This is a genomic window from Ktedonobacteraceae bacterium (assembly GCA_035653615.1).
Lineage (GTDB): Bacteria > Chloroflexota > Ktedonobacteria > Ktedonobacterales > Ktedonobacteraceae > DASRBN01.
Genome location: DASRBN010000032.1, coordinates 97,217 through 109,375, shown reverse-complemented (window position 1 = coordinate 109,375; position 12,159 = coordinate 97,217). Strand labels below are relative to the sequence as shown.

The window sequence follows — 12,159 nt, the reverse complement described above, 5'->3', positions numbered from 1 at the left end:
AATCAGGTATTGACGCGGAGGCCGATAAATCGGCCCCTACGCCCATTACTAAAGTATTTCGTTAAGGTGCATCATCGCTTCCGGGGTGGGCCATTTCCCAAACCCCATAAGAATGGAGAAAGCTTTATACGAATCGTATATCCTGTTTACGCGCGAGAAATTCCAATTTACTGACAAGGTTCTCGATGACCTTATCCCATAAGAACTGCTCGGCGGTGTTGCGCCCGGCGCAGCGAATGCGCTCCTGCTCCTCTGGATGCCGGCGCAAATAGATCAGGTAACCGACGATTTCTTCGGGGTCATCGGTCTCGGTAACGATGGCATTTTCGAAAGAGATGGCGTAATCCTCGCCCGTGCTGCCTGTAACGGCGATGCCCTGGGCCGCCATCACTTCGAGCGCCACCAGGCCAAACGGCTCGTGCCCGCTATTAGCGAGCGTCGAATCGGCTGCGCGGTAGATCGTGCGCACAAACTCTTCCGGCAGGAAGAAGCGCAGGTTATAAATATCGGCGGGCGCCGCGTTCGCCATTGCATCCAGGCATTGCTCCAACGTCGGGCGCTGTGCTACCACATCGGTAATCGTCAGCCCCAGGTTGTAGGCATAGCGCAGCACATCGGCTCCATGCGGCTCAATGCCCCCGCGTACATAAAACGTCACCGGGTAACCGCTATATTTCAGACGCGCCACGGCCTCGACTGCCATGATCCAGCGCTTATCAGGATCGAAGCGCCCGATCTTGAACAGGAAAAGGCGACGTGGATCGCCCCCGCGCGCGATTTCACGCAACCGCGTCACATCATCCTCGTTCACCGGGTTCAAATGGCGCGTCGGAATACCGTTCGGAATCACCAGCGGGTTCACCCCATAGCTCCACATCCGGTGCTTCATATATTTACTGACCGTGCAGATCGTCGTAACAAAATTGAGGCGGCCCCAATTGATGCGATGCAGCGACATCAGGCTATTGAGATTCCACAGCATCAAAACCCTCTGCCGCACGCCAAACCAGTGCAACAGGTCGGAAGTGCGGCACATCACCTCGGCGGTATGCCAGTCTTCGCCCATAATGACGACCGTCTTGCCCTCGGCCACCGCCTGGCGCACAATCTCGCTATAGACATAATACGGAATGCTCTCATTGAAATCATAGAGCTTGGCCTCTTCGCCGTCATAGACCCCATTCAGATAATACTTGCTCACCCACTGCGACCAGCGTTTGAGGATCAGCCGTCCATCGACGCGCGCTTCCGTCGCCGGCTTGGTTGGATCGCCGATGAAAAAGAGATAGGTCGTATAGCCCTGTATTGCCAGAGCCTCGCTCAACTCCGTCACCCGCGTACCAAGCCCCCCGGCCGTCGAATAGACATCCGGCCCCTCGAAACAGAGCATCACAAAAAGCGTATTAGCAGGCGAAATAGCCCCCTCTGAATCAATCATACTGTGATCATCCTTGTACGAAAATAACATACTGGTTATAGGACAGCGCCTGGTGCCTGCCCTCTAGAACACATCCCGCTGGACAACCTGTAGGGACAGCACCTGGTGCCTGTCCTCTAGAACCTATCCCGCCGGACGTATAGGAAGTCTTCCTGCCTATAGTATAGCACGTTGGATGGCAATGCTATGATTTCCAGGCACCAGACCTTCCAGAGGAGCAATCAGGACAATGCTTGTCATCGTCTACATGCTATCTATTGCCACCCGGTCACTGGCCGGAAAGTTATGCCTGAGGTCAGCTTTAGTAGTGCAGCAACGGGTCAAATAGAGCCGCAAGCAGTTGATCAGGCCGTCGAGATCATAAACAGGGTGAACCAACTCATGGATAATGGGCTAGATTTTACCGTCAAGGTATTAACGCAGTCGAACCTTGAGGCGGTCCGGAAGGATGTGATTTTATGATAAATAATGCTGTTTAGCAGGATTAGCAACTATTGACTGGCTCTGGTGGAAAGCTTTGATCATGTCACTTGTAACTTTCGTCTGCACTGGATTGTGGTTTTCGTCTGCACTGGCAAACGAGTGTCTTCCCTTGCCTCTCATCCCGAATAGGCATTCAGTGAGAGTCGTTCAACGCGAGTCGAAAGGGTCGAGACCGACGGCTCACTATAGAGTCGGGTGGTATCGAGCGAGCGATGCCCCAACAGCGCTGCCAGCCCGACCAGGTCTCCTGGATATTGCGCCAGGTAACTGCGGGCAAAGGTGTGGCGCAGGTGGTGAGCGCTGGTCTCCTCGGGGACCAGTTCACCTGCAGCCTCCACCAGCTCGGCAATCATCTGTCCCATCGGTGAGGGCTCCACCTTTCTGACTGAGCCACACTGACTCAAAGGAGCGTGGCGATAGTGGTTTGGGCCACTTCGCCGCCACCGTCTTGAGTGACACCCTTTCCACCTCCAGGCGTGGCGCCACATAGGCGGCCAGGGCCTCGCGCGCCGAGGCATTGAGCGGCACCGAACGGACCTTATTGCCTTTGCCGGCGCGGATCAGCAGCAGACCACTGCGTTCTCCGAAGGTGATATCACCCAGGGTGAGACCGCTGCACTCGCTCAAGCGGATGCCCGTTTGCAACAAGACCTGCACAATGGCGTAATTGCGTGCCGGGTCGCGGGAGGCCTGCGCCTGGCGAAGCAGCGCATTGACCTGAGACGAGGAAAGTCCTTCGCGCTTGGAGCCGACTGCTCCACTGACCAGCTTGACACGTGCTGCTGGATCAAGCGGCAGATAGCCCTGGTCGACGAGCCAGGCGCACCAGGCGCACAAGGCGCTCACGCGCAGGTTGATGGTGCTGACAGATTTGTGCTGCTCGTGTTGGAGTTCGTTGCGGTAGCCAATCAGTGCGATCGGCGTAAGGGTTGTCAGTTGCAGGGGAATGCGTTCTTCCTGCTCATACCAGGCCAGGAAATGCGCAACGGCCTGGGTATACTTTTTGACCGTCCCTGCTGCATGATCATGCTCCTGTAAAAATCGCCGCCAGTTCTCCAGGAACTCATGAGGCGACTGATCAGAACGATCCGTTTTCAAGGAGGTCACGTGTTGCATCATGTTCTCCAAACTCCGCAAAAATATTTCTCGCTGTAATTTTTCCCGCTTAGCAAGGCTTTCGGGAATCGCTGCTGAGCGTGAAGCCTGCCCCGAGTATATCACACTACAGCGGGAAACTCTGTTCTCGCATGTGGCTATCAGCAGATGTGGGAAATGTTCTATACGAAGTGCTCAACCTTCGCGCAAGTTCCCCCTTCTTGTACTGCTGCTACCCAACAGGTATACTATGACAGAGAACCCTGTTGGGTAGCAGCAGTACAAGAAAGGGGAACCATGCGATGGCGGCGTCCCATCCCCGCCTGCGTTGGCACACTGATCGCCAAGCCTATGAACTGGAGGAAGAGGGTCGTAGCGTCTCCCCTCCTTTCCCATTCGATGATAACGGATGGTTCGCCTGGCTAGAAGGCGTTTCCTCCTTCTCATTTCAAGGGCAACAGGGGCAGTTGACGGTGCGCAAAGAGGCCAGGCCCAGGGGAGCTCAGTATTGGTATGCCTACCGGCGCATTGGCCCGAAGATGGCGAAGAAGTACCTGGGGCGCAGCGCCGATCTCACCCTCGCTCGCTTAGAGGAGGTTGCCGCTGCCTTCCCTTCAGCGGCAGGCTCTACCGCTGAACCTGCTGAACCCTCTCACGCCATACCCATGGATGAGCAGCGCCTGCCGCATGATCCACTGCTTGCGACCAAACTCCACCCACCTCGCCCGCGTAGCCGCCTGGTCTCCCGTGCCCACCTCGTCGAGCGCCTGCAGCAGGGCATGGAGTCTGCCCTGACCCTTATCTCAGCCCCAGCCGGCTTCGGCAAAACCACATTGTTAGCTCAATGGCTGGCCGAAAGTGGGACGCCGGTCGCCTGGCTCTCGCTTGAACCCGGGGAGAACGAGCCAATCCGTTTCTTCTCCTACTTCCTTGCCTCCTTGCAAACCCTGCATCCGCAACTGGGGACGACGGCACGAGCACTGCTCGAAACGTCACCAGGTATTGCCCTGGAGCGCGTCCTCGCCTTGCTTATCAACGACGTGCTTGAGTCGGTGACCGATCCGTTTGCGCTCGTTTTGGACGACTATCATGTGATTGAGACCGAGACCATTCACGGTGGAGTAGCTTTCTTGTTGGAGCATCTGCCACCGCAGATGCACCTGGTCATGGCTACTCGCGCCGACCCGCCACTGCCATTGATGCGACTGCGGGCGCGTGGACAGCTGACCGAGGTCCGGGCCGCCGATCTGCGGTTTGATCTCGATGAGGCGCGTGAGTTTTTACATACCGTGATGCGGCTTGACCTGCCGGCTGAAGCCCTGGCTGCGCTCGACCAGCGGACAGAAGGATGGATTGCCGGACTGCAGCTCGCAGCCCTTTCCTTGTCCGGCAGGAGTGATGTTGCCGCCTTTCTCCGCGCCTTCACCGGCAGTCATCGCTTCATCCTTGATTATCTCACTGCAGAGGTCTTCTCGCGCCAACCACGCGAGGTGCAGTCGTTTCTGCTCGCCACCTCCATCCTCGAGCGGCTCAGTGGCCCTCTCTGCGATGCCGTGACCGGACAACCAGAGAGCCAGTCACGGCTGGCTGCACTCGAGCAGGCCAACCTCTTTGTGGTGGCGCTGGATGATGAGCAGCGCTGGTATCGCTATCACCACCTGTTTGCCGAAGTGCTGCGCACACGCTTGCAGCAGAACGATCCGTCATTGGTCCCTCACCTGCACGTACGCGCCAGCCGCTGGTATGAGCAGCAGAGATTGTTCGCCGAAGCGGTCCAGCACGCCTTCGCTGCTGCAGATATCGAGCGCGCCGCCGATCTGATCGAGCGCATCGATGTGAACAGTTGGGCAGGACTTGGCATGGAGGTGCAGCGCGTGCTTGGTTGGCTTGCTCGCCTGCCTGAATCGTTCGTCTGCACGCGCCCCTTGCTCTGCATCATTCACGCCATCGCCCTGATGTTTACCAATCGGTTAGAGGAGGCCGAGGCACGCCTGCAGATGGCGGAGCGCTGCCTCGACGGGCAGCCACCTTCCGAACAGACGGCTTTTCTTCGGGGCCATATCGCTGCGACGCGCGGGGTGATGGCTCGCTTCTCGGGCGATCTTGCTCGCTCGGTGGCGCAGGCCCAGCAAGCGCTCGTCTTGCTGCCGCATCCAGAGAGGACACCGGGGCCGATTTCCCGCTTGAACGTTGCCCAGGCATTCCTTGCAGATGGGGACGTGACCGCGCCGCAGGAGCGGCTGGCCCTGGAGATGGTGACAGTGCTCAAGACCTCCGAGAATCAGTCCATGACCATGCGAAGCCTTACCAATCTGGCCCAGCTTCAGGCTATGCAGGGGAGGCTGCGCCAGGCAGCAGCGACGTTCGAGCAAGCGGCGCAGGTTGCACCGCGGCCCGAGGACTTGCAGGCTATCACCGGAAGCCTGGTCTACTTCTTCGGGCTGGCTGATATTCTGCGGGAGTGGAACGAGTTGGACCAGGCTGCCCATCTCCTGGAACAGGGTATGGAACTGGTCGAGGGCGGTCTGACGGCGGAAGGCCACGTCCTCATGCTCGGTTACACCACGCTCGCGCGCCTGTATCTGGCACGCGGCCAGTATCCGCAGGCGCTCGCAGCATTGGACACGTTCACGCACCTGGCTGGCGCCCGTCACCTCGCTCCCTCCCTGATGGCGAGCGCGAGCGCCTGGCGTGCCCACATGGAACTGATGCAGGGCAACCTTCTGGCAGCGAAGGGCTGGGCGGAACACTGCGGCCTCACGGTCACAGATGACGATCTCAGGTACCAGAACGAACGAGCCTATCTGACCTTGCTGCGCATAGGCATTGTAGAGGGGCGTGAGAACCCATCTGCTTCCCGCTGGCAGGAGATCTCTCACAGGTTGGAGCGACGGCTGCGGGACGCTGAGGCGAAAGCGCGCAGAAGGAGTGTGCTGGAACTCCTGCTCCTGGAGGCGCTGGCGTGGGCTGCACAACGTGAGCGGAACGCGGCCTGCTCTGCGCTCTCCCGTGCCCTGTCCCTCGCCGAACCGCAGGGGTACGTCCGCCTCTTTGTCGATGAGGGGACACCGGTGCGGGACCTGTTGCGCCACTTGCTCGCACGCGGGGTCAGCCCGCACTCTGCCGCTACACTGCTCGCAGCTTTTGGGGAGCCGGCAGGCGAAGACACGGCTCGTTTCCTCTCTCACCCCGATGGACTCATCGAACCCCTCACGAAGCGCGAACAGGAGGTGTTGCAGTTACTGGCCGAAGGGGCTTCCAATCGCGAAATTGCCCAACGCCTGATCGTGAGTACGGGTACCGTCAAGAAGTACGTGTATAACATCTGCGGCAAGCTAGGGGTACAGAGCCGCACACAGGCCCTCGCTCGTGCGCGATCCCTGCACCTCCTCTAATGTTTTTTTTCTTCTACCCAAAAGTCGCGCAAAAAATAAACCTCCAGTATCCACCTTGGTTCATTGTCTTCCAACCCTCTACTCACATACACTGTGGTCAGAGGCAATGATGAAATACCTCACGACATGCATCATTATTTCGAGAAGGAGAACAACCAATGTCAGCAGAAGAGAACAAAGCGCTTATGCGGCGCTTTGTTGACGAGGTCATGAACAAAGGAAATATAGCGGTTGCTCATGAACTGGTGGCACTCGACTATATCGAGCATGATCCACTTCCCGGGCAACAGCAGGGGCGCCAGGGGCTGATAGATACGCTCACCATGGTGCATACAGCGTTTCCCGACTTTGAATGGACCATTGAAGAACTGGTGGCTGAAGGGGAGAAGGTGGCAAGCTACAATACCTGGCGCGGTACCCACCAGGGGGTGTTTCTGGGTATTCCTCCCACGGGAAAGGGGGTGACGGTCCCTGCGATGGTGTTTGATATCTGGGTTGATGGGAAACTCAAAGAAAGTCGGCTGTTGATGAATGTCATGAGCCTCATGCAACAGTTGGGTGTGGTTCCATTACCCGGGCAGTCCAGCTAGCATCTCTTCATATACGACAATCAACCCCTCAATAGCACTTTGGAGGGATGCATCTCACCCACTGCTGCGGTTACACTTCAGGCAGACACAACGCAAGATCGATGGGACGGCACATGGTTGCTCCGTGAACCGGTTGCTCATCGATCCGTGTCTCTCCAAACGATGGTAAATAGATCTTGCTCAGCAGGAGAAAGTCAGCGCTATGAGTATGTACGAAATTCGTGTGCAAGCACATCTCGATCACCATTGGTCGACCTGGTTCGAGGGGTTGGCGATCACCCATGAGGAAGGCGGCACGACCCTGCTGCGCGGGAAACTGGTCGATGAGGCGGCGTTGCATGGCGTGCTGATGAAGGTGCGCGACCTGTCCATCCCGCTGTTGTCCGTGAATCGCATCTCCGGTTCCACGGAGGAGCAGGAGCATCAATGAGTTCAGAGCAATCGATACTCGCTCTGCCAAAAAAAGGAAGCCAGGATCGTTTATCCGTGGAATGATTTTCACCGCGCGAATGTGAATCATGAGCAACTGGTTATTGACGAAAGGAGCTGAACACTATGGATTGGTATCATCTCGTCCTCTTTGTCCACATTCTCGGCGTCCTGGGCCTCTTTATGGCGTTCGCCGTTGAGGTGGCGATTATGGTGGGGGTCCGCAACGCACATACTGTCGAGACGGTGCGCGCGTGGAGCAGCGCCAGCAAGCTGCTGGATGTGGTGTTGCCCATCACGTCCTTGCTCATCCTCGGTGCAGGGCTGGCGATGACGATTGGCTTCTGGGGATGGAGTCACGCCTGGATCGATCTGTCACTGGGCTTGCTGGTTCTCTTGAGTATTATAGGTGCGGCCTTCAATGGGACACATGCCCGGCGCATCGCCCAGCGGGCGACGGCGCTGGGACAAGGACCGATTCCCCCCGATTTCAGACGCGAGCTGAACCATCCGCTGCACTGGACATCCGTGATCAGCATGACGACGCTGGGGCTGGGTATCGTCTTTCTGATGGTGGAGAAGCCGGATTGGCTCTGGTCCATCATCACCCTGGTCATGGCACTGCTGGTAGGTGTGATCCTGGCGCAGATGCTGGTGCGTTCAGGCCAGGCGCGCGTCTCCTCCCAGGAGGCAGGGTACACAGAAGAGCAGGCGCCTGGCCTGTCTACCAGGACGTAGCCAGCAATCGTTCCTTGTGTTGGCGGCCTAAGCCTCGCTCAGGCCGCGGCCTCGCCAGCTTGTGGATTGAGCACTCCTCTGGGAGGCGCAACGCGATGGTGAACTGAGGAAGAGGCACAGAACACCTCCGCCGGGGTGCCAGGCCTTTTGGGTGAGACGCTTCTTGCGACTTGCTGTTCCAACCGTGAGCAATCCTCTCTACACCATCGGCGAGGAGAGCTCTTCTCAGGAGGGATAGAGATGCTACCGCTGGCACAGCTCAAGGCGGCGGAAGCCCGTCGCCGCTCGCAGCTGCTCGGAACGACGGTCGAGGACCTCAGCGGGACGAGGCTCGCCGCGCGAGCTCGCCAGGTAGGCGTCCCGGTGGCTCTGCTGCGCAGGTGGCACACCTGCTATTTGCGTGGAGGACTGGACGCGCTGGTCCCGACTGAGTGGCCTGAACTTCCTGAAGCGACCTTGGCGCTCATCGAGAGGCGCTACGCAGTCTTAGGGGAGCTTGCAGAAGCGGAAACCATCACCGGTGAGGATCTCCGCGCTCTGGCTGAAAGGGCTGGCTGGACCATCCTTCAGGCACGGCGGTGGCTCCGTCGCTATCGTCTGGGTGGGATGGTAGGTCTCGCTCCTGCCAGACGTGTGGTTGTGCCCCGCGTACCGTCTGATCTAGGCGCGCTTACAGAAGCACAACGTGACGGACTCTTCCGCCGCCGCGCCTTGCTTGGGGAGTTGGCCGAGCAGGCACACGTCTCCAATACCGTTCTGGCGCAACGCGCGGAGATGGTCGGGGTCAGCTTGCGTACCTTGCGGGACTACCACACGCGCTTCCGGCGTGACGGATTGGTCGGGCTGGCACCACGTGGACGCGGGGACAAGGGCAAGCATCATGGCGTGAGTCCGCAGATGGTGCAGATCGTCGAAGACCTGCGCCTCACGCACCTGGATGCTCCCGTGCGCTTTGTGTATGAGCTGGCCTGCCAGCACGCGACCTCGACGGGGGAAGCAGCCCCCAGCCTCTGGCAGGTGCGCTCCATCTGCGCGCAGATCCCAGCCCCGGTGCGTCTGCTGGCCGATGGACGGGAGGAGGAGTTCCGCAATCGCTATCGCCTTGACGTACCCCATTCCGCATGATGCCCACCGCATCGTCTGGCAGATTGATCACAAGGCTCCCTTGCATGTGCTGGTCCGCGATCTCCGCGCGCCTTCCCATCGCACGCTTTCGGGGGAAGTGCGCCCGTATTTGACCCTGGTGATCGACAGCGTCTCGCGCCTGGTGATGGCTGGACGCTTCAGCTATGATCCCCCGGATCGCTTCATGGTGGCGGCTGCGATCCGCGACGCCATACGGACGTCCGAACAGAAGCCGTTTGGGGGCGTTCCCGATGAAATCTGGGTGGACAACGGAAAAGACCTGATTGCCCATCATGTGCAGCAATTAGCGCACGGGTTGGGCATCACACTCTTTCCCGGACCTCCACATGAGCCACAAATACGCGGGATCGTCGAACGCTTTCATGAGACGCTGGACACGCGTCTGTGGGCCACACTTCCCGGCTATGTGGGCAGAAACGTCGTGGAGCGCAACCCCGCTGCCAAGGCCGAACTCTCCCTCGCTGACCTGGAGCAGCGCTTTCGGACCTTCATCGACCAGTATCACCAGGAGATGCACAGCGCGACCGGACAGACGCCCTTCGCCTTCTGGCAGGAGCACGCCACACCGCTACCGGTTGATGAGCGCCTCCTGGATATGCTGCTCAAAGAACTGACCCACCGGCACGTCCTCAAGGAGGGCATCAAGTATGCCGGGGAGCGGTATTGGCATCCCGAACTGGCGGTGCTGGTGGGCGAGGAGGTGCTGGTGCGCGCAGCCCCCTGCTATACCGCTCCCGACGAACTGGAGGTCTTCTTCGGGGAGCAGTGGCGTTGCACCGCCTTCGCGCTGTCCTCGCCGAAAGGGCAGGCGGTCCAGCGAAAGGAGGTCGTCGAGGCACAACGTCGCCAGCGAGGACAGGCATGCCGCCGCATCAACGCCGCGCGGGAGGCCCTCGAAACGCCTCATCCATTGACAACAGAGCAACGCAAGGGACGACAGGCCACGCCACCACACGAGGTCCTGGTTGCTCCTCTTTCCTCCCCTCGCGCCCCAGACCTCTTTGATTTTTTGGTGGCCCGCGCTGCGCAGGCCAGAAAGGACGCCCCCCATGATTCCTGAATACGCCGATGACCTCGATTTTGAAAATCGCTTGCCAACCGGCCAGGTACCCATCATGACGCAGAGTGTCAAACGCTTTCATGCTTGTATGCAGTTTATGATGCAGTCGCGTGAAGAGACTGGCTACGCCACGATGGGTGTGGTCACGGGAGATGCAGGAGTGGGCAAGACCATTGCCGTGCAGACCTATCTGCAAGCGCTGACCCCTCGGGCCTACAGCGGCTTTCCAGCCTGTGTGAGCATCAAAGTCAGCCCACGTTCGACGGCCAAAGCCGTGGCGAAAACGTTGATTACTACGCTCAATGGAGAACACGCGAGTCACAATGTCTATGATATGGAAGCGGTCGCCACCGAAGCCATTCGGCGCACCGATCTTGACCTGGTGCTGGTCGATGAAGGGGACTGGCTGAACATTGAAAGCTTTGAACTGTTGCGTCATATCTTCGACCGCACCGGCTGCCCCATCGTGATCGTGGGACTTCCTCGCATCCTGCGGGTGATCACCCGCCATGAGAAGTTTGTCAGCCGGGTTGGCCTGCATATGGAATTTCTGACGCTCACCCAGGAGGAGGTGTTGACGACGGTGCTGCCTGCTCTGACGTTGCCCTACTGGCAGTATCAGTCCGAAGATGCAGCCGATCGCGAGATGGGCTTCCAACTCTGGCAGCGCGTGTGTCCCTCCTTTCGCAAGCTGCGGGTGGTGCTGCAATATGCCAGCCAGATTGCACATGCCCGTCAGGTCGAACGCATCACGCCGACTATTCTCGCCGAGACGCTGCGCTTAACGCTGATTCCGCAGGTTCCGACCCCGCGCCACCCGCCGCCTCCCTCACCTGCCGGGTCCCATGAGGCTGCCTCAGAACAACGGCCCCCTCGCTCATGAGGCCGAATCCGTTTTGCCAGCCCGAGGCGCCCGCCTGGCTCGCCGAAGATCCGGTCCACCAGATTCCGCGCCTCCTTGAGCAATTAGTAGAAGTGGCAGCCTATGTACCCCAGGTGTACGAGATTCTTCCCTGGATCAAGGGGATGGATACGTGGGGGCTGATCCAGGAGCGGATGTCGCATGTCTTCTTGCCAGATGCATCCCCGTCGACACAAGAAGCGACCCTGACCACCTTTTTCTCCAATGTGACGCAGCCGATGGTGGAGTTGATCGAGGCCCTCTATGTCTCACCCCTCTTCCGGCGCGTTGCAACGGTGGAGGAAATCTTACGCCGCATGGCGCTCAACGTTGGAACTTGCGCGTTACCGTTCGATGTGGTGACTGGGGTTTGCTGTTTCTTCGGGCGTCGCCGCGCCTCCATGCTGTCGAGTGACCCGGTTCAAAGACAAGCGACCACCTGGCGCATTGGCTGGCAACAGACCGCTGTTCGGATGCGGACAGCGCACAGCACGATGATGCCTTTTCTGATCTTGGTGATCGACGAACCCACGCAAAAAGTCCTGGCCTTTCGGAGGACACACGAGCCGCCAGGTGACGCCGATGTGCTCTTCGCGCTCTATGATGCGCTGGTATTTTTCCGCCAGGATCGCTGGTGCTTACATCCGCCAGTCCGCTTACGCGTACAACAGCCATTGCCAGTCGAGATGATCCAGGCTGCCAAAGTCTGGGGAACCGAGGTAGAAGCAGTGACGCCATACGAATTCGCCTTCGTACAGCAATGGGAGCAGGAACTGACCGGTCGGGTGCTTGATCCCGTCCAGTATCTGCGTCTGTTTGATCGAGCGTGTGAGCGTACTTTTGGCTATGCTCCGTTTCTCGCGAAGCAACGGGCGGCCTGACAA

Annotated in this window: 11 protein-coding genes; 8 read left to right on the top strand and 3 right to left on the bottom strand. The window is 58.9% G+C overall.

Annotated features, from left to right (window positions below; translation table 11 throughout):
- Nucleotides 1-124 precede the first annotated feature (124 nt).
- The 3 genes from VFA09_17940 to VFA09_17930 all read right to left on the bottom strand — a co-directional run bounded on the left by VFA09_17940 (nucleotide 125) and on the right by VFA09_17930 (nucleotide 3,040).
- The gene (locus tag VFA09_17940; protein ID HZU69163.1) at nucleotides 125-1,438 is read right to left on the bottom strand and encodes a glycosyltransferase; all 1,314 of its coding nucleotides are present in this window, start codon (nucleotides 1,436-1,438) and stop codon (nucleotides 125-127) included.
- Between the two features lie 599 nt (nucleotides 1,439-2,037).
- Nucleotides 2,038-2,283, bottom strand: coding sequence for a tyrosine-type recombinase/integrase (locus tag VFA09_17935; GenBank protein HZU69162.1), 246 nt, complete (start codon nucleotides 2,281-2,283; stop codon nucleotides 2,038-2,040).
- Complete coding sequence (locus VFA09_17930) at nucleotides 2,243-3,040, bottom strand: tyrosine-type recombinase/integrase (protein HZU69161.1); 798 nt, start codon at nucleotides 3,038-3,040, stop codon at nucleotides 2,243-2,245. Before VFA09_17930 ends, VFA09_17935 begins: the two co-directional genes overlap by 41 nt.
- Nucleotides 3,041-3,318: 278 nt before the next feature.
- Here VFA09_17930 and VFA09_17925 point away from each other — a divergent pair, with 278 nt between their 5' ends.
- From VFA09_17925 to VFA09_17890, 8 genes are all read left to right on the top strand, one after another.
- Nucleotides 3,319-6,411 (top strand): LuxR C-terminal-related transcriptional regulator, encoded by a 3,093-nt coding sequence (locus tag VFA09_17925; GenBank protein HZU69160.1) that lies wholly within the window; start codon nucleotides 3,319-3,321, stop codon nucleotides 6,409-6,411.
- Between the two features lie 158 nt (nucleotides 6,412-6,569).
- On the top strand, nucleotides 6,570-7,001 hold the full coding sequence (locus VFA09_17920; GenBank protein ID HZU69159.1) for an ester cyclase: 432 nt from the start codon (nucleotides 6,570-6,572) through the stop codon (nucleotides 6,999-7,001).
- Between the two features lie 202 nt (nucleotides 7,002-7,203).
- Nucleotides 7,204-7,431, top strand: a complete 228-nt coding sequence (locus VFA09_17915; protein HZU69158.1) for a hypothetical protein — start codon at nucleotides 7,204-7,206, stop codon at nucleotides 7,429-7,431.
- A gap of 125 nt (nucleotides 7,432-7,556) precedes the next feature.
- Nucleotides 7,557-8,168, top strand: a complete 612-nt coding sequence (locus VFA09_17910) for a hypothetical protein (protein HZU69157.1) — start codon at nucleotides 7,557-7,559, stop codon at nucleotides 8,166-8,168.
- Nucleotides 8,169-8,408: 240 nt separating this feature from the next.
- Nucleotides 8,409-9,293, top strand: a complete 885-nt coding sequence (locus VFA09_17905; protein ID HZU69156.1) for a hypothetical protein — start codon at nucleotides 8,409-8,411, stop codon at nucleotides 9,291-9,293.
- Nucleotides 9,235-10,374, top strand: coding sequence for a Mu transposase C-terminal domain-containing protein (locus VFA09_17900; protein HZU69155.1), 1,140 nt, complete (start codon nucleotides 9,235-9,237; stop codon nucleotides 10,372-10,374). The genes VFA09_17905 and VFA09_17900 overlap by 59 nt, the downstream gene beginning before the upstream one ends.
- The gene (locus tag VFA09_17895; GenBank protein ID HZU69154.1) at nucleotides 10,364-11,257 is read left to right on the top strand and encodes an ATP-binding protein; all 894 of its coding nucleotides are present in this window, start codon (nucleotides 10,364-10,366) and stop codon (nucleotides 11,255-11,257) included. Before VFA09_17900 ends, VFA09_17895 begins: the two co-directional genes overlap by 11 nt.
- Nucleotides 11,254-12,156, top strand: a complete 903-nt coding sequence (locus VFA09_17890) for a hypothetical protein (GenBank protein ID HZU69153.1) — start codon at nucleotides 11,254-11,256, stop codon at nucleotides 12,154-12,156. Before VFA09_17895 ends, VFA09_17890 begins: the two co-directional genes overlap by 4 nt.
- The last annotated feature ends 3 nt before the right edge of the window (nucleotides 12,157-12,159 follow it).